We start from the raw sequence: 18,187 nt of genomic DNA on the forward strand, positions 1-18,187 counted from the left end.
GAAACCCCTTTCGGCAGGGGCGTGACAAGCGAAATCCTGTAGTCCGCCAGGCACACTCCGGTGCGACCGAAACGCTCCGCGAAGGCCGTGGGGGGCTTTGCGGGGCCTGGCGGTCGGTCGCATCGGGAAGCGCCGACGTGCCTGGCGGATAGGCGTCAGGCGGTGGACGGGTGGGGATCCGTCCACCGCCTGGTGCCGTAAAGACTTCGTTGAATACCCGCCCATCCTGCTTCGAATAGAAGGATGCGCCCGCCCCCGGAGGTCAGGGACCGGGGGCGGGCGCGACCGCTGCGGGCTTCGTGGGACCGCCGCGGTGATCAGGGGGCGACGAGGGTCAGCGGCTGTCGGAGCCCTTCGCCTCGGCGGCGGCACGGCCGGCTTCCAGGCGCGCCACCGGGATGCGGAACGGCGAGCAGGAGACGTAGTCGAGGCCCACCTCGTGGAAGAAGTGCACCGACTCCGGGTCGCCGCCGTGCTCGCCGCAGACGCCGAGCTTGAGGTCGGGGCGGGTGGCCCGGCCCTGCTTGACCGCGTGGCGCACGAGCGAGCCGACGCCGTCCTTGTCGATGGTCTCGAACGGCGAGACCCCGAAGATGCCCTTCTCCAGGTACGCGGTGAAGAAGCTGGCCTCGACGTCGTCGCGGGAGAAGCCCCACACCGTCTGGGTCAGGTCGTTCGTGCCGAAGGAGAAGAACTGCGCGGCCTCGGCGATCTGCGCGGCCGTCAGCGCGGCGCGCGGCAGCTCGATCATGGTGCCGATGCTCAGCTTGAGGGTGGTGCCGGTGGCGGCCTCGACCTCGGCGATGACGGCGTCGGCCTCCTCGCGGACGATCTCCAGCTCCTGGACGGTGCCCACGAGCGGGATCATGATCTCGACGCGCGGGTCGCCCTTGGCGTTCTTGCGCTCGGCCGCGGCCTCGGCGATCGCCCGGACCTGCATGGCGAACAGGCCGGGGATGACCAGGCCCAGGCGGACACCGCGCAGACCCAGCATCGGGTTCTGCTCGTGCAGCTTGTGCACGGCCTGGAGCAGGCGCAGGTCGTTCTCGTTGGCGTCCTTGCGGGACTCGGCGAGGGCGACGCGCACCGACAGCTCGGTGATGTCGGGCAGGAACTCGTGCAGCGGCGGGTCGAGCAGGCGGACGGTGACGGGCAGGCCGTCCATCGCCTCGAACAGCTCGATGAAGTCCTTCTTCTGCAGCGGCAGCAGCGCGGACAGGGCGTCGTCGCGCTCCTCGTCGGTGTCCGCGAGGATCAGGCGCTCGACCATCTCGCGGCGCTCGCCGAGGAACATGTGCTCGGTGCGGCACAGGCCGATGCCCTGGGCGCCGAAGCGACGGGCGCGCAGCGCGTCCTCGGCGTTGTCGGCGTTGGCCCGCACCCGCAGGCGCCGGACGCGGTCGGCGTAGGCCATGATCCGGTGCACGGCGGCGACGAGCTCGTCGGCGTCGTCGGCACCGGCGTGCATGCGGCCCTCGAAGTACTCGACGACCGGGGACGGTACGACGGGTACCTCGCCGAGGTAGACCTTGCCGGTGGAGCCGTCGATGGAGACGACGTCGCCCTCTTCGATGACGGTGTCGCCGACCGTCATGCGGCGGCGCTTGGTGTCGACGTCGAGTTCCTCGGCGCCGCAGACACAGGTCTTGCCCATGCCGCGGGCGACGACGGCGGCGTGCGAGGTCTTGCCGCCGCGGGAGGTCAGGATGCCCTCGGAGGCGATCATGCCGTCGAGGTCGTCGGGGTTGGTCTCGCGGCGGATCAGGATGACCTTCTCGCCGGAACGGGACCACTTGACGGCCGTGTACGAGTCGAAGACGGCCTTGCCGACCGCCGCGCCCGGGGAGGCGGCGATGCCGCGGCCGAGCAGGGTGGTCTTCGCGTCCTCGTCGAAGCGCGGGAACATCAGCTGCGCGAGCTGGTGGCCGGTGACGCGCTGGAGGGCCTCGGCCTCGTCGATCAGGCCCTGGTCCACGAGCTGGGTGGCGATGCGGAAGGCGGCGCCGGCGGTGCGCTTGCCGACGCGGGTCTGGAGCATCCACAGCTGGCCGCGCTCGATGGTGAACTCGATGTCGCAGAGATCCTTGTAGTGGGTCTCCAGCGTCTCCATGATCGTCATGAGCTGGTCGTACGAGGCCTTGTCGATGGCCTCCAGGTCCGCGAGCGGGACGGTGTTACGGATGCCGGCGACGACGTCCTCGCCCTGCGCGTTCTGCAGGTAGTCGCCGTAGACGCCCTGGTGGCCGCTGGCGGGGTCACGGGTGAAGGCGACGCCGGTGCCCGAGTCGGGGCCGAGGTTGCCGAAGACCATGGAGCAGATGTTGACGGCCGTGCCGAGGTCGCCGGGGATGCGCTCCTGGCGGCGGTAGAGCTTGGCGCGGTCGGTGTTCCACGAGTTGAAGACGGCCTCGACGGCGAGGTCGAGCTGCTCGCGGGCGTCCTGCGGGAACTCGCGGCCGGCCTCCTTCGCGACGATCTTCTTGAAGACCTTGACCAGCTTCTTGAGGTCGGCGGCGTCGAGGTCGGTGTCGACGGTGACCTTCTTGGCGGCCTTGGCCTCGTCGAGGGCGTCCTCGAAGAGCTCGCCCTCGACGCCGAGGACGGTCTTGCCGAACATCTGGATCAGACGGCGGTACGAGTCCCACGCGAAGCGCTCGTTGCCGGCCTGCGTGGCGAGGCCGGTGACGGACTCGTCGGAGAGGCCGATGTTGAGGACCGTGTCCATCATGCCCGGCATGGAGAACTTGGCACCGGAGCGGACGGAGACCAGCAGCGGGTCGTTCGACTGACCGAGCTTCTTTCCCATCTTCGCTTCGAGGGCGGCGAGGTGCTCGCTGACCTCGTCGCGCAGCGCGACCGGAGCCGTACCGCTCTCCAGGTAGACCTTGCAGGCCTCGGTGGTGATGGTGAAGCCGGGAGGAACGGGGAGACCGAGGTTGGTCATCTCGGCGAGGTTGGCCCCCTTGCCGCCGAGAAGGTCCTTGAGGTCCCGGTTGCCCTCGGTGAAGTCGTAGACGAACTTCTGATCTTTGTTTTCCGACACGGGTCTCGACTCCTCGAGGACTCGGGTGGCTGCCCTGACGGCGAGGAACATACCCAGATCGAAGGCTTCTGGGTATGTCCACTTGGCGGTCATGTGGCCGTAACCACCCGAGCGCCACCGGATCGAAAGTAACCCACTGGTAATGAGAACACCCGATCACCCTTCACATCCCGAAGGGAGAGGTGCTCACAGAGGCCTGATCACGCTCGGATGAGCGATCATCGATACGTTTGCGTTCAACTCTTGAACACACAAAGGGTGGCACCCAGTGCCACCCTTTGAAAGTCTTACCCGTGACCTTCCTGCTCATCTGAGCGAAACCTCCATCATGCGTGGCGTATATCACGCCTCGCGGAGGGCGATTTGTCAGCCTCCGGAGGTGTCCAGCTCGGCGTCCTCGCTGACGCCGGCGCAGTCGTAAGGGTCCTTCAACCAGCCCTCGGGCAGGACAACCCGGTTGTTTCCGGACGTCCGCCCCCGAGGTCCGTCGGCCCCCTCGGGCCAGGGCTGATCCAAATCGAGCTCGCTCAGATGAGCGTCCAGCTCGGCCAGGGAGGAGGTGACCGCCAGCTTGCCCCGCATCTCGGACCCGACGGCGAAACCCTTGAGGTACCAGGCCACGTGCTTACGGAAGTCGATCACCCCGCGCGCCTCGTCGCCGATCCACTCCCCCAGCAGCCCCGCGTGCCGCAGCATGGTCGCCGCGACCTCCCGCAGCGTCGGCTTGTGGAAGTCTTCAGGACGCCCCTCGAACGCCGCGACCAGGTCGTTGAACAGCCACGGCCGACCCAGGCAGCCGCGCCCGACGACCACGCCGTCACAGCCGGTCTCGCGCACCATGCGCAGCGCGTCCTCGGCGCACCAGATGTCCCCGTTGCCGAGCACGGGGATCTCCGGGACGTGCTCCTTGAGGCGCGCGATGGCGTCCCAGTCGGCGGTGCCGCCGTAGTGCTGGGCGGTGGTGCGGCCGTGCAGCGCGATGGCGGTGACGCCCTCCTCGACGGCGATCCGGCCGGCGTCGAGGTAGGTGAGGTGCTCGTCGTCGATGCCCTTGCGCATCTTCATCGTCACCGGCAGGTCGCCGGCGCCCGCGACGGCCTCGCGCAGGATCGCGCGCAGCAGATGGCGCTTGTACGGCAGGGCCGAGCCGCCGCCCTTGCGGGTCACCTTGGGGACCGGGCAGCCGAAGTTGAGGTCGATGTGGTCGGCGCGGTCCTCTTCGACGATCATGCGGACCGCCTTGCCGACCGTCACGGGGTCCACCCCGTACAGCTGAATCGAGCGAGGTTTTTCCGTCTCGTCGAAGTGGATCAGCTGCATGGTCTTCTCGTTGCGCTCGACCAGGGCGCGGGTCGTGATCATCTCGCTCACGAACAGCCCCTTGCCGCCGGAGAACTCGCGGCAGAGGGTGCGGAACGGGGCATTGGTGATGCCGGCCATCGGCGCGAGCACCACCGGCGGCTGCACGGTGTGCGGGCCGATCGCGAGGGGCGGAGGGAGCGTGGTCATCCCCCCATTGTCCCGCACGCGGCGGTCGTTAGTTATCCGTACTATCGGCGGCATGCATCACATGAGTCGTGGGCGGCGCGTGCTCGTCCTGGCGATCTGCTGCACGAGCCTGCTGATCGTCAGCCTCGACAACACCGTCCTGAACGTGGCCCTCCCCGCGATCCGCCGCGATCTGAACGCCTCGGTCTCGGGCATGCAGTGGACGATCGACGCGTACACGCTGGTCCTCGCCTCGCTGCTGATGTTCGCCGGCTCCACGGGGGACCGGATCGGGCGGCGCAAGGTCTTCGTCTGGGGCCTGGTCCTCTTCACGGCCGGTTCCCTGCTGTGCTCGCTGGCGCCGAGCCTGGACTGGCTCATCGCCTTCCGGATGATCCAGGCCGTCGGTGGCTCGATGCTCAACCCCGTCGCCATGTCGATCATCACCAACACCTTCACGGACCCGAAGGAGCGCGCCCGCGCGATCGGCATCTGGGGCGCGGTGGTCGGCATCTCGATGGCCGCCGGACCGCTGATCGGCGGCCTGCTGGTGGACTCGGTGGGCTGGCGGTCCATCTTCTGGGTCAACCTCCCCGTCGGGCTGCTCGCCCTCCTGTTGACCCTGCGCTACATCCCCGAGTCCCGGTCCGAGCACCCGCGCCGGCCCGATCCGGTGGGTCAGCTGCTGATCGTGGCGCTGCTCGGCTCGGTGACGTACGCGATCATCGAGGCCCCCGCCCGGGGTTGGGCCTCGCCCGCGATCCTCGGCTGCTCGCTGACCGCCGTGGCCGCGCTGGTGGGGCTGCTGGTCTACGAGGCCCGGCGGGCGGAGCCGCTGATCGACCCCCGGTTCTTCCGCAGCGCCCCCTTCAGCGGGGCGACGGTGATCGCGGTCGGCGCCTTCGCCTCGCTGTCGGGGTTCCTCTTCCTGAACACCCTGTACCTCCAGGAGGTGCGGGGGCTGGACGCCCTGGACGCCGGGCTCTGGATGCTGCCGATGGCCACGTTCGCCTTCCTGTGCGCGCCGGTGTCGGGGCGGCTGGTCGGAAGCAAGGGGCCGCGACTGCCGCTGCTGATCGCGGGCGTGACGATGGCGGCGAGCGGGGTGCTGTTCGCCGCGTTCTCGGCGGAGGGCAACACGCGGCTGATGTTCGCCGGGTACGTGCTGTTCGGCATCGGCTTCGGCCTGGTCAACGCCCCCATCACCAATACGGCGGTGTCGGGGATGCCGCGCGCCCAGGCGGGGGTCGCGGCGGCGGTGGCGTCCACCAGCCGGCAGACCGGCGGGGCGCTGGGCGTCGCCGTGATCGGCGCCGTACTGGCGGCCGGGACGGCGGGCGGCGCGGACTTCGCGACGGCGGCCAGGCCGGCCTGGTGGATCATCACGGGGCTCGGGCTGGTGACCCTGGTGGTGGGCGTCGCCACGACCGGGCCCCGGGCGCGCGCCACGGCGGCGCGCACGGCCCGTGAGCTGGACCCGGATCCGCCGGGGGCGCCGGAACCGGTCGGCGCTCCCCCGCACGCCTGAGGGCGCGGCACTCTCCCCTCTCGGCGCTCCATCCTTCGGCGCTCCATCCTTTCGGCGCTCGCCCAGGGCACCGCCACACGGACGAGTGACAGATATTGAAATCTGTCATCGGTCATGTCATTCTCGTTTCATGACGACGAACGAGACCGCCACCGCCCCCGCCCGCCGGCTCGGCACCTCCGGCCCCTCGGTCTTCCCGCTGGGTCTGGGCTGCATGGGCATGTCCGCGCTCTACGGAGACGCCGACCGGGCCGAATCCCTCGCCACCCTCCACGCCTACCTGGAAGCCGTCCCCGCCGGGGTGAGCCCCCTGCTCGACACCGGCGACTTCTACGGGATGGGGCACAACGAACTGCTCATCGCCGAGGCCCTGCGCACCGCCCCGACGGCGGCGCGCGAGCGTGCGCTGACCAGCGTGAAGTTCGGCGCCCTGCGGACCGTCGAGGGCGGCTTCACCGGATATGACGGCCGCCCCGCGGCCGTGAGGAACTTCCTGGCCTACTCCCTCCAGCGGCTCGGCCGGGACCACATCGACATCTACCGCATCGCCCGGGTGGACCCGGACGTCCCGATCGAGGAGACCGTCGGCGCCATCGCCGAGGCCGTCCAGGCCGGCCACGTACGGCACATCGGCCTTTCCGAGGTCGGCGCGGACACGCTGCGCCGGGCCGCCGCCGTGGCCCCGATCGCGGACCTCCAGATCGAGTACTCCCTGATCTCCCGCGGCATCGAGGAGGAGATCCTCCCGACCGCCCGCGAGCTGGGCATCGGCGTCACGGCGTACGGAGTCCTCTCCCGGGGCCTGATCAGCGGACACTTCAGCCGCGAGCGCGAGCTCGCACCCGGCGACTTCCGCGGCATGAGCCCCCGCTTCCAGGGCGACAACCTGGACCGCAACCTCGACCTGGTCGAGGCCCTGCGCAAGGTGGCCGACGAGAAGGGCGTCAGCGTCGCCCAGATCGCGATCGCCTGGGTGCTCTCGCGCGGCGAGGACATCGTGCCGCTCGTCGGAGCCCGCCGCCGCGACCGGCTGGCCGAGGCACTGGGTGCCATGAGAGTGGAGCTGAGCCCGGCGGACCTGACCGCCATCGAGGAGGCAGTCCCGGCGGGCGCCGCCGCCGGCGATCGCTACCCGCAAGCCCAGATGGCCCACCTCGACAGCGAGCACTGAACCGGCTGTACGGTCGTACCCATGCCACCCGCTGCCGCCGAACCCCTGACCCCCGAGCGCATCCTCGAAACCACCGAGGACGTGCTGCGCCGCTTCGGCCCCACCAAGGCGACGGTGGTGGACGTGGCGCGTGCCCTGGGCGTCAGCCACGGAAGCGTCTACCGGCACTTCCCGTCCAAGGCGGCGCTGCGCGAGGCCGTCACGGACCGGTGGCTCGCCAAGAGCGTCGTGATGCTGGAGGGCATCGCCTCGAGGCCCGGGGAATCCGCCTCCTCGAAGCTGGAGGCCTGGCTGGAGGCCCTGTTCGAGGCCAAGCGCCACAAGGCGGGTGACGACCCCGAGCTGTTCGCGACGTACACGGTGCTGCTCGCCGAGAACAGCGACGTCGTCGACGCCCATCTGACCGAGCTGATCGACCAGCTGGCGCGGATCATCGCGGAGGGGGTCGAGGCCGGCACGCTGGCCGCGCCGGACGCGGCGGCCGCCGCCCGCGCCGTCTTCGACGCCACCAGCCGTTTCCACGATCCGCAGTACGCGCCGGACTGGCGGTCACCGACGATCCTCACCGAGTTCGAGGCGGTCACGGCCCTCCTCATCCGGGGCCTGCGCGCCTGAGACGGCGGCGCCGCCGACCGGCATCGGGCGGCTCAGCTTGTACATGCCATCGATCTGTCCCTACGGTCCCCCTACCGCACTCATCAGATACGCATCGGGGGAACCATGTCCAGCCCGCCCGCCCCATCCGCCCGACCGGCGCCGCCCGCCCGCTCCCGGGTCGCCACCGCGCTCGGCTGGATCCTGACGATCGGCCTCAACGTGGTCGCGCCGATCGTCACCTACCACATGCTCAAGGACCACGGCTGGAGCGAGTTCGCCGCGCTGCTGGCCGGCGGCGCCTGGCCGGTGCTCGACAGCGCCATCCACGTGGCCTGGCGTCGCAAGCTCGACGAGTTCGCCGTCGTCACCCTGGTGTTCCTGGGGATCACGGCCGTCGTCTCGCTCGTCGGCGCCCACTCTGCCCACGCCCTGCTCCTCAAGGACTCCGGCGTGACCGCGCTGTTCGGGCTGCTCTGCCTGGCGACGCTGCTCGCGTCGCGCCCGTTGATGTTCTACTTCGGCCGCAAGTTCGCCACCGACGGCACACCCGAGAGCACCGCGTGGTGGAACGGCCTGTGGCAGTACGAGGGCTTCCGCACCACCATGCGCACCATGACCCTGGTGTGGGGCGTGGCCTACGTGGTCGAGGCCCTGGTCCGGGTCGCGCTGTCCTTCGTGCTGAGCGTCGACACCATGGTCACGATCAGCCCGTTCATGATCTACGCGACGCTGGGTGGCCTGGCCCTGTGGACGGCCCGCTACGGCAAGCGGTCCCAGGCGGAGGGCGAACGCCGCTTCGCCGAGGCGGCGGCCCAGGAGGCCGAAGCCAAGGAAGCGGCGAACCGGGACGCCCCGGCCGGCGGCTCCCCGGCCTGACCGCCCGGCGGCGGAACGTGAAAGACCGGTGGCCCGGTGCGCTTGTCGCGCACCGGGCCACCGGTCTTCGTCCGTCCGGGTCCTAGCAGCCGAGCAGGCGGCTGGCCAGGTAGCTCTGGATCTGGTCCAGGGAGACGCGCTCCTGCTTCATGGTGTCGCGCTCGCGCACGGTCACCGCGTTGTCGTCCAGGGTGTCGAAGTCGACGGTGACGCAGAACGGCGTACCGATCTCGTCCTGGCGACGGTAGCGGCGTCCGATGGCGCCCGCGTCGTCGAACTCGATGTTCCAGTTCTTGCGCAGGTCGGCGGCGAGGCCCTTGGCCTTCGGCGACAGCTGCGGGTTGCGCGACAGCGGCAGCACCGCGACCTTGATGGGCGCCAGGCGCGGGTCGAGGCGCATGACGGTGCGCTTCTCCATGACGCCCTTGGCGTTGGGGGCCTCGTCCTCGATGTACGCGTCGAGCATGAAGGCGAGCATGGCGCGGTTGACACCGGCCGCCGGCTCGATGACGTACGGGGTGTACCGCTCGCCGGCCTCCTGGTCGAAGTACGTGAGGTCCTGGCCGGAGGCGGCCGAGTGGGCCTTCAGGTCGTAGTCCGTGCGGTTGGCGATGCCCTCCAGCTCGGAGAACTCGTTGCCACCGAAGTTGAAGCGGTACTCGATGTCGGCGGTGCGCTTCGAGTAGTGCGACAGCTTCTCGGCCGGGTGGTCGTACCAGCGGATGTTCTCCTCGCGGATGCCGAGGTCGCGGTACCAGTTCCACCGCTCGGCCATCCAGTACTCCTGCCACTGCTCGTCCTCGCCCGGCTTGACGAAGAACTCCATCTCCATCTGCTCGAACTCGCGCGTGCGGAAGATGAAGTTGCCCGGCGTGATCTCGTTGCGGAAGGACTTGCCCATCTGCGCGATGCCGAACGGCGGCTTCTTGCGCGAGGCGGTCTGGACCAGCGCGAAGTTGGTGAAGATGCCCTGGGCGGTCTCGGGGCGCAGGTACGCCTTCGAGCCGGTGTCCTGGGTCGGGCCGAGGTGCGTCTCCAGCATGCCGGAGAACTGCTTGGGCTCGGTGAACTGGCCCTTCACGCCGCAGTTGGGGCAGTTGATGTCGGCGAGGCCGTTCGCGGGCAGCCGGCCGTGCTTGGCCTCGTAGGCCTCTTCAAGGTGGTCGGCGCGCTGACGCTTGTGACACGAGGTGCACTCGGTGAGCGGGTCGGAGAAGGTCGCGACGTGACCGGAGGCCACCCAGACCTCAGGGGCCAGGATCACGGAGGAGTCGATGCCGACGATGTCCTCACGCCCGGTGACCATCGCCTTCCACCACTGGCGCTTGATGTTCTCCTTGAGCTCGACACCCAGCGGACCGTAGTCCCAGGCAGCCCTGGAGCCGCCGTAGATCTCACTGCACGGGAAAACGAAGCCACGGCGCTTGCTCAGGCTGACGATGGTTTCGATCTTGTCGGCCACGGTGCTCTCTTCATTACGAGGACGAACGGCGAATGCCTTAGGTTACCGGCGCCCCGGCCCCCACCATCAAATCGGGACCCTTTTGTGAGCGGCCCCCAGAGGCGGCCCCACCTGGGTTTTTGACAACCGTTTCCATTTTGGATGAAAATGGATGTCATGAACGTACGACGCCTCATACCCACGGCCGCCCTCGTCGGCGCTGTCACCCTCACCGCGGCTGCCCTCACCGCCTGCTCCGGCGGCGCCGCCGCGGGAGCGGCCGGCGACAAGGACGGCAAGCTCGGCGTCATGGCGTCGTTCTACCCGCTGCAGTTCCTCGCCGAACAGATCGGCCAGGACCACGTCAAGGTCGACACCCTGACCAAGCCGGGCGTCGAGCCCCACGACCTGGACATCACCCCGCAGCAGACCGGTCAGCTCGCCCAATCCGACGTGGTCCTCTACCTCAAGTCCCTCCAGCCCGCCGTCGACAAGGCCGTCGCCCAGTCCGGCGTGAAGAACATCGTCGACGCCGCCACCCTCACGAAGCTGGTCGAGCACGGCGCCTCCGGCCCCGCGCACGGCGAGGAGGGCCACGAGCACACCGACGGCGACGAGCACGGCCACGCCGCCGAGGACGACCACGGCAAGGGCGAGGCCGGCGCCGACCCGCACGTGTGGCTCGACCCCACCAAGTACGCGGACATCGCCAAGGGCGTCGGCGCCGCGCTGGAGAAGGCCGACCCCGAGCACGCCGCGGACTACCGCAAGAACACCGACGGCCTCGTGGCCAAGCTGGGCGCCCTGGACACGGAGTTCAGGGAGGGCCTGAAGAACACGGCCTCCAAGACCTTCATCACCACCCACTCCGCCTTCGGCTACCTCGCCGAGCGCTACGGCCTCGACCAGGAGGGCATCTCCGGCGTGGACCCCGAGGCCGAGCCCAGCCCGGCCCGCATGAAGGACCTCCAGGAGACCGCGAAGAAGGAGAACGTCACCACCGTGTTCTTCGAGACCCTGGCCAGCGACAAGACGGCCAAGGCCCTGGCCACGGACACGGGCCTGAAGACCGACGTCCTCGACCCCCTTGAGGGAATCAGCGACAAGTCCCAGGGCGCTGACTACTTCGAGGTCATGCGGTCCAACCTGAAGAACCTCCAGAAGGCACTCGGAGCCAAGTGATGACAGCAGCAACGGAGGCGCGAGCCATGGAGTCAGCGACAGCCGGCGCCGCCACGGCGGAGGACCAGCCCGTCATATCCCTGCGCGGGGCCACCGCCTCGCTCGGCTCGCGACCCGTGCTGCGCGGGATCGACCTCACCGTGCGCCGCGGTGAGGTCGTCGCGCTGCTCGGCGCCAACGGCTCCGGCAAGTCCACGGCCGTCCGCGCCGTGGTCGGCCAGGTGCCGCTCAGCGGCGGTTCCCTCTCCCTGTTCGGCACCGAGCTGAAGCGGTTCCGCCAGTGGTCGCGGATCGGCTACGTCCCCCAGCGCACGACCGCCGCCAGCGGCGTCCCGGCCACCGTCCGCGAGGTCGTCTCCTCCGGCCGGCTGGCCCGTACGCGTTTCGGCATCCTGCGCAAGGCGGACAAGGCGGCCGTCGAGCGGGCTCTCGCCCTCGTCGACATGGAGGCGTACGCGGACGCCTCGGTCAACGCCCTCTCCGGCGGCCAGCACCAGCGCGTGCTGATCGCCCGTGCCCTGGCCGTCGAACCGGAACTGCTGATCATGGACGAGCCGATGGCCGGCGTCGACCTCGGCAACCAGGAGGTCCTGGCCACGGCCGTACGCCGCCAGGTGGCCGCCGGCACCACCGTCCTGCTCGTCCTGCACGAGCTCGGCCCGCTGGAGCCCCTGATCGACCGGGCCGTCGTCCTGCGCGACGGCTGCGTCATGCACGACGGCCCGCCCCCCGAGGCCGTCGGCCAGCACGCCCTGCCCGGCCACGACCACGTACACCCCCACGCGGCGCACGACGCCGAACCCCTGCGGACGGGACTGCTGAGCTGATGGAGATCCTCGACTACGCCTTCATGCAGCGGGCCCTGCTCGCGGCCGTCCTGGTGGGTCTGACGGCTCCGGCGATCGGCACCTACCTCGTCCAGCGCCGCCAGGCCGTCATGGGCGACGGCATCGGGCACGTGGCCATGACGGGCGTCGCGCTCGGCTTCCTGCTCAACACCAGCCCGGTGTGGATGGCCACCCTGGTCGCCGTGATCGGCGCGGTCGGCATGGAGCTGATCCGCTCCCGCGGCAAGACCAGCGGCGACATCGCCCTCGCCATGCTCTTCTACGGCGGCCTGGCCGGCGGTGTGATGATCATCAACCTGTCGCCGGGCGGCTCCACCGCCAACCTCAGCAGCTACCTCTTCGGCTCCATCACCACCGTCTCGGCCGAGGACATCACGGCCGTCGTCATCCTCGCGGTGTTCGTCCTCGCCGTCACCGTCGGCCTGCGCCGCCAGCTGTTCGCCGTCAGCCAGGACGAGGAGTTCGCCCGGGTCACCGGCCTGCCGGTGCGGGCGCTGAACCTGCTGATGGCCGTCACCGCCGCCGTCACCGTGACCGTCGCCATGCGCATCGTCGGCCTGCTGCTGGTCAGCGCCATGATGGTGATCCCCGTCGCGGCCGCCCAGCGCGTCACGCGCGGGTTCACGGCCACCCTGACCCTCGCGATGGTCATCGGCGTCCTGGCCTCGCTGACCGGCACGACGGCCACCTACTACCTCGACGCGCCGTCGGGCGCCACGATCGTGTTGCTCGCGATCGCCGTCTTCACCGTGATGACGGCCCTGTCGACCCCGCTGGCCAGGCGGCGCGCGAAGGCGGCCCGCGCCGCCGAGGAGGTCTGTACGCACGACGAGGTGAAGGTCTAGCGGGGGCGGCAGCCTGGCACAATGTGGGCGAGGCCAAAACGAGGAGGAACCGGTGGCGACTGCGCCTGGCGAGACGAGTACCGCGCCAGTACGAGGACGATCCACCCGGCAGCGAGCCGCCGTGGCGGCCGCGCTGGACGAGGTGGACGAGTTCCGCAGTGCCCAGGAGCTGCACGACATGCTCAAGCACCGCGGTGACTCCGTGGGCCTGACCACCGTCTACCGCACCCTCCAGTCCCTGGCGGACGCCGGCGAGGTGGACGTACTGCGCACCAGTGACGGCGAGTCCGTCTACCGCCGCTGCTCCACCGGCGACCATCACCACCACCTGGTCTGCCGCAAGTGCGGCAAGGCCGTCGAGGTGGAGGGTCCTGCGGTGGAGAAGTGGGCCGAGGCCATCGCCGCGGAGCACGGCTACGTGAACGTGGCCCACACCGTCGAGATCTTCGGCACCTGCGCCGACTGCGCGGCCGCCGGCTAGCGGATCCGGGTCGCGTTCCGGTCGAAGACCGACCGGATCCGGTCGATGTCACGACCCCCGCGCGCCGTCGTGGCGCGGCTCCACCGCCTGGCCCGACGGGTCCGTGGCGGTGGAGCCTGCCTCCCGGGTCAGCGCGTGGGGGCCTCGGGCTGGTTCGGGACGGCGCCGCCGAAGCGGCGGTCGCGCTGGGCGTACTCCAGGCAGGCCTGCCAGAGGTTGCGCCGGTCGAAGTCCGGCCACAGGACGTCCTGGAAGACCATCTCGGCGTAGGCGCTCTGCCAGAGCAGGTAGTTCGAGGTGCGCTGCTCGCCGCTGGGGCGCAGGAACAGGTCCACGTCCGGCATGTCCGGGTAGTACATGTACTTCGCGAAGGTCTTCTCGTTGACCTTCGACGGGTCCAGCTTGCCCGCCGCCACATCCCGGGCGATGGCCTGCGCCGCGTCCGCGATCTCGGCGCGACCGCCGTAGTTCACGCAGAAGTACAGGGTCATGGCGTCGTTGTCGACGGTGTGCTCCTGGGCGATCTGGAGCTCCTGGACGACCGACTTCCACATCTTCGGCATGCGGCCGACCCAGCGGATGCGGATGCCGAGGTCGTTCATCTCGTCGCGGCGGCGGCGGATGACGTCGCGGTTGAAGTTCATGAGGAAGCGGACCTCGTCGGGCGAGCGCTTCCAGTTCTCCGTCGAGAAGGCGTACAGGGAGAGGTTCTTCACGCCCATCTCCAGGCAGCCCCGGAGCACGTCGAGCACGACGCCCTCGCCGACCTTGTGGCCCTCGGTGCGCGGCAGGCCGCGCTCCTTGGCCCAGCGGCCGTTGCCGTCCATGACGATCGCGACATGGTTGGGGACCAGCTCGCCGGGGATCTTCGGCGGGCGCTCACCCGACGGATGCGGCTCGGGAACCTTGTACTCGCGGCGAGAACGTCCCAGAATCCCGCGTCGTGCCATGTGCCCAGCTCCTATTTCTCGACGTATCGCAGGGAGCGTAGCCCGCGCTCCAGATGCCAGTGCAAATAGGCGGAGACCAGCCCGCTCCCCTCGCGGACGTAGCGCGCCTCGCAGGCGTCCGCGTGGCCCCAGTCGCCCGTCAGCAGCGCGCTGAGCAGAGCGAGGGCCTCCGACGAGGGTACGACGCTGCCCGGCACCCGGCAGTCGCCGCATATGACCCCGCCGGCGGCGACGGAGAAGTGCCGGTTGGGGCCGTGGATGCCGCACTTGGCGCAGTCCTCGAAGCTCGGCGCGTAGCCGTTGACGGCGAGGGAGCGCAGCAGGAAGGCGTCGAGGATGAGGTGCGGCTCGTGTTCGCCGCGCGCGAGGGTGCGCAGGGCGCCGACGAGCAGCAGGTACTGCTGGACGGCCGGTTCGCCCTCGTTCTCCGTGAAGCGTTCGGCGGTCTCCAGCATCGCGGTGCCGGCGGTGTAGCGGGCGTAGTCGGTGACGATGCCGTTGCCGTACGGGGCGATGATCTCGGTCTGCGTGCACAGCGGCAGGCTGCGGCCGATCAGCTCGTTGCCGCGGGCGAAGAACTGCACGTCGGCGTGGGAGAAAGGTTCCAGCCGGGCGCCGAACTTGGACTTCGTACGCCGCACGCCGCGCGCTACGGCCCGCACCCGTCCGTGACCGCGCGTGAGCAGCGTGATGATGCGGTCCGCCTCGCCGAGCTTCTGGGTGCGCAGCACGATGCCGTCGTCGCGGAACAGACTCATGCGCCCATTGTCGCCTGTACGGGACCCCGTACGGCGCGCTCAGGGCGCCCGTACCGCCGACAGCAGTCCGGCCACCTCGTCCGCGCCCATCCGCAGCGCCGCGCCCACCGTGGCGAGCACCTCGCGCTCGGCCGGGGTGTAGGGCCCGTCCGCGAGGGCGACCCGCGCGCCCTGGCGCAGGATCGACTCCCGGCCGGGACCCGCGAGGTGCGGGGCGAGCGGCTCCAGCGCCTCGTGGAGCTCTATCGACAGCGCGGCCCCGCAGCACTCGGGCCCGTCGTACAGCCCGAGCCGGCCCTCGTCGGTGGCGAGCGCCTCCACGAGGGCCTCCAGCTGCTCTTCGGTGCAGTCCTGGAACCCGGCGGCCCGTACGGTCGACACGGCGGCCTCCAGCGCCCCGCGCGAGGAGGTCCCGCCGGCGGCGAGCACGGCCAGCGTCACGGTGTGGACGGCGTCGCGCAGCAGCGCCGAGAAGCGGTTGGTGGTGAGGTGGTCCAGCACCTCGGTGTCGAAGCGCTCCTTGCAGGCCTGGCATTCGACGACGGGCCCGGCCTGGCCGCGCGGCAGCAGCGGCACGCCGAGCACGGTGAAGCGCCGGCGGCCGGTGCGCCGACGGTAGTTGCGGTCACCGCCGCAGTCGGGGCAGAAGAACTCCCCGTCGCCCACGGTGCTCCAGGTGGTACGGATGCCCCAGACCGTCAACTTCCGGCCGTCCCCACCCCGAACTGGCAGCACGTCGCACCTCCGTAACCTTCCGGCAACATCGCCGGGTTGGCGTGATGTTAGCCACATCGATGAGGATGCGTCAGTCGTGCGACAAGACAACATGCGCAGGGGCGCGGACTTGGCCGAAGTACGCCCCCGGCGGCGCCCCGTCCCTTCGGCGCCGGAGCGACGGAACCCCGCCTCCTCCGGGCGGAGGGGGCGGGGTTCACGTACGGGCGATCAGCGGCCCGCGCGGTTGACGGCGGAGATGACCGCCTTCAGGGAGGCGCGGGTGGTGTTGGCGTCGATGCCGATGCCCCACAGGACGCGGCCGTCGATCGCGCACTCGATGTACGAGGCGGCGACGGCGGAGGCGCCCTCGCTCATCGTGTGCTCGGTGTAGTCCAGCAGGCGGGCGTCGACGCCGATGCCGGCCAGCGCGTCGAAGAAGGCCGAGATCGGACCGTTGCCGGTGCCGTTCAGGACCGTCTCGACGCCGTCCACGACCGCTTCGACGGTCAGCGTGTCCGTGCCGTCCTTGTCGGTGGCGGTGGAGCCGGAGCGCAGCTGGATGCGGCCCCACGGGTTTTCCGGGTTCGGCAGGTACTCGTCGGAGAAGACGTCCCAGATGGCCTTCGGCGTGACCTCGCCGCCCTCGGCGTCGGTCTTGGCCTGGATGATCCGGGAGAACTCGATCTGCATGCGGCGCGGCAGGTCCAGCTTGTGGTCGTTCTTCAGGACGTAGGCGATGCCGCCCTTGCCGGACTGCGAGTTGACCCGGATGACCGCCTCGTAGGAGCGGCCGACGTCCTTCGGGTCGATCGGCAGGTACGGGACCGCCCACTCGATGTCGTCCACCGTCTTGCCCTGGGCGGCCGCGTCGGCCTCCATGGCGTCGAAGCCCTTCTTGATGGCGTCCTGGTGGGAGCCGGAGAAGGCGGTGTAGACCAGGTCGCCCGCGTAGGGGTGGCGCGGGTGGACCTCCATCTGGTTGCAGTACTCGCTGGTGCGGCGGATCTCGTCGATCTGCGAGAAGTCGATCTGCGGGTCGATGCCCTGCGAGAACAGGTTCATACCCAGGGTGATCAGGTCCACGTTGCCGGTGCGCTCGCCCTGCCCGAACAGGCAGCCCTCGATGCGGTCGGCGCCGGCCATCAGGGCCAGCTCGGCGGCGGCCACGGCGGTGCCGCGGTCGTTGTGCGGGTGTACGGAGATGCAGATGTGCTCGCGGCGGGTCAGGTTGCGGGCCATCCACTCGAAGCGGTCCGCGTGGGTGGAGGGCGTCGAGCGCTCCACGGTGGCGGGCAGGTTCAGGATGATCTCGCGGCCCTCGGCCGGCTGCCAGACGTCGCAGACGGCCTCGCAGACCTCCAGGGCGAAGTCCAGCTCGGTGTCGGTGAAGATCTCCGGGCTGTACTGGTAGCCGAAGACCGTCTCGGGGCCCAGCAGCTTGTCGGCGTACTCCATGACCAGGCGGGTGCCGTCGACGGCGATCTGCTTGATCTGCTCCTTGGAGCCGCGGAAGACCACCCGGCGGAAGGTCGGGGCGGTCGCGTTGTACAGGTGCACGGTGGCGCGCTTGGCACCGACCAGCGATTCGACGGTCCGCTCGATCAGGTCCTCGCGGGCCTGGGTCAGGACGGAGATGGTGACGTCGTCCGGGATCGCGCCCTCTTCGATGATCGAGCGGACGAAGGCGAAGTCGGTCTCGCCGGAGGAGGGGAAGCCGACCTCGATCTCCTTGTAGCCCATGCGCACCAGCAGGTCGAACATCTCGCGCTTGCGGGCGGGGGTCATCGGGTCGATCAGCGACTGGTTGCCGTCGCGCAGGTCGGTGGAGAGCCAGCGGGGGGCCTTGGTGACGCGGGCGTCCGGCCAGGTGCGGTCCGGGATGTCCACCTGCTCGTACCGGCCGTACTTGTGGATCGGCATCCCGGAGGGCTTCTGGGTGTGGGTCGCGTTCGTGATGGGCGTGGGGCGACCGACAAAAGGCTGCTGGCTCATGACGTTGGGCTCCTCGCGTGTCCGCGTGTAGTTCGCTGGGACGGCCGACGGCGGTAGTGAAAACCGCAACACCAAACTCCGCGGGGAGGGGGTCGGCCTACGACTACAGACCCTCGCCGCGGCAGCTAAGGAGAAGCAGCCCGAAACGCATGATGGGCCGAGCCTAACCGAGCCGCGCCGTGTCGCGAGGACCTGTTTCAGTATGCAAGACCACAGAGTCCGATTTGCACCCTTTGTGAGCTACGACTCTTTTTGCCGCCGAAGGTCCGG

15 protein-coding genes are annotated in these 18,187 nt (G+C 69.9%); 8 read left to right on the forward strand and 7 right to left on the reverse strand.

All coding sequences use genetic code 11. The annotated features are described in order from the left end of the window. Positions 1-334 precede the first annotated feature (334 nt). Together ppdK and dusB are read right to left on the reverse strand one after the other, a co-directional pair. Positions 335-3,043, reverse strand: coding sequence for a pyruvate, phosphate dikinase (gene ppdK / locus M4D82_RS11495; protein ID WP_249765958.1), 2,709 nt, complete (start codon positions 3,041-3,043; stop codon positions 335-337). Positions 3,044-3,409: 366 nt separating this feature from the next. Continuing rightward, positions 3,410-4,552 (reverse strand): tRNA dihydrouridine synthase DusB, encoded by a 1,143-nt coding sequence (gene dusB, locus M4D82_RS11500; RefSeq protein WP_249765959.1) that lies wholly within the window; start codon positions 4,550-4,552, stop codon positions 3,410-3,412. 52 nt (positions 4,553-4,604) lie between these two features. Here dusB and M4D82_RS11505 point away from each other — a divergent pair, with 52 nt between their 5' ends. From M4D82_RS11505 to M4D82_RS11520, 4 genes are all read left to right on the forward strand, one after another. After that, complete coding sequence (locus M4D82_RS11505; protein ID WP_249765960.1) at positions 4,605-6,059, forward strand: MFS transporter; 1,455 nt, start codon at positions 4,605-4,607, stop codon at positions 6,057-6,059. Positions 6,060-6,189: 130 nt separating this feature from the next. Next, on the forward strand, positions 6,190-7,230 hold the full coding sequence (locus tag M4D82_RS11510; RefSeq protein ID WP_249765961.1) for an aldo/keto reductase: 1,041 nt from the start codon (positions 6,190-6,192) through the stop codon (positions 7,228-7,230). Between the two features lie 21 nt (positions 7,231-7,251). Continuing rightward, positions 7,252-7,845, forward strand: coding sequence for a TetR/AcrR family transcriptional regulator (locus M4D82_RS11515; RefSeq protein WP_249765962.1), 594 nt, complete (start codon positions 7,252-7,254; stop codon positions 7,843-7,845). 105 nt (positions 7,846-7,950) lie between these two features. After that, a complete protein-coding gene (locus tag M4D82_RS11520; protein ID WP_249765963.1) occupies positions 7,951-8,703 on the forward strand; it encodes a VC0807 family protein in 753 nt (250 codons plus the stop codon). An 82-nt stretch (positions 8,704-8,785) separates the two neighbouring features. Here M4D82_RS11520 and M4D82_RS11525 read toward each other — a convergent pair whose 3' ends face one another. After that, positions 8,786-10,165: a glycine--tRNA ligase gene (locus M4D82_RS11525; protein ID WP_249765964.1), complete on the reverse strand. Its 1,380-nt coding sequence runs from the start codon at positions 10,163-10,165 to the stop codon at positions 8,786-8,788. A 156-nt stretch (positions 10,166-10,321) separates the two neighbouring features. On the opposite strand from M4D82_RS11525, the gene M4D82_RS11530 reads away from it, so the two are divergent. From M4D82_RS11530 to M4D82_RS11545, 4 genes are read left to right on the forward strand one after another with little or no spacing between them, the layout of a single operon-like run. Further along, the gene (locus M4D82_RS11530; RefSeq protein WP_249765965.1) at positions 10,322-11,326 is read left to right on the forward strand and encodes a metal ABC transporter substrate-binding protein; all 1,005 of its coding nucleotides are present in this window, start codon (positions 10,322-10,324) and stop codon (positions 11,324-11,326) included. Positions 11,327-11,352: 26 nt separating this feature from the next. Then, entirely contained in the window at positions 11,353-12,153 is an 801-nt protein-coding gene (locus M4D82_RS11535; RefSeq protein WP_249765966.1) for a metal ABC transporter ATP-binding protein, read from the forward strand. Then, a complete protein-coding gene (locus M4D82_RS11540) occupies positions 12,153-13,019 on the forward strand; it encodes a metal ABC transporter permease (RefSeq protein ID WP_249765967.1) in 867 nt (288 codons plus the stop codon). The genes M4D82_RS11535 and M4D82_RS11540 overlap by 1 nt, the downstream gene beginning before the upstream one ends. Before the next feature lie 52 nt (positions 13,020-13,071). Beyond that, on the forward strand, positions 13,072-13,500 hold the full coding sequence (locus M4D82_RS11545; protein WP_249765968.1) for a Fur family transcriptional regulator: 429 nt from the start codon (positions 13,072-13,074) through the stop codon (positions 13,498-13,500). A gap of 128 nt (positions 13,501-13,628) precedes the next feature. Here M4D82_RS11545 and M4D82_RS11550 read toward each other — a convergent pair whose 3' ends face one another. From M4D82_RS11550 to leuA, 4 genes are all read right to left on the reverse strand, one after another. Then, on the reverse strand, positions 13,629-14,450 hold the full coding sequence (locus M4D82_RS11550) for an isoprenyl transferase (RefSeq protein WP_249765969.1): 822 nt from the start codon (positions 14,448-14,450) through the stop codon (positions 13,629-13,631). 11 nt (positions 14,451-14,461) lie between these two features. Further along, complete coding sequence (gene recO, locus M4D82_RS11555) at positions 14,462-15,208, reverse strand: DNA repair protein RecO (RefSeq protein ID WP_249765970.1); 747 nt, start codon at positions 15,206-15,208, stop codon at positions 14,462-14,464. A gap of 39 nt (positions 15,209-15,247) precedes the next feature. Continuing rightward, positions 15,248-15,943, reverse strand: a complete 696-nt coding sequence (locus M4D82_RS11560) for a TerB family tellurite resistance protein (RefSeq protein WP_249765971.1) — start codon at positions 15,941-15,943, stop codon at positions 15,248-15,250. A gap of 210 nt (positions 15,944-16,153) precedes the next feature. Further along, a complete protein-coding gene (leuA, locus tag M4D82_RS11565) occupies positions 16,154-17,917 on the reverse strand; it encodes a 2-isopropylmalate synthase (protein WP_249765972.1) in 1,764 nt (587 codons plus the stop codon). Between the last annotated feature and the right edge of the window lie 270 nt (positions 17,918-18,187).

It is taken from the genome of Streptomyces sp. RerS4, from assembly GCF_023515955.1.
Lineage (GTDB): Bacteria > Actinomycetota > Actinomycetes > Streptomycetales > Streptomycetaceae > Streptomyces.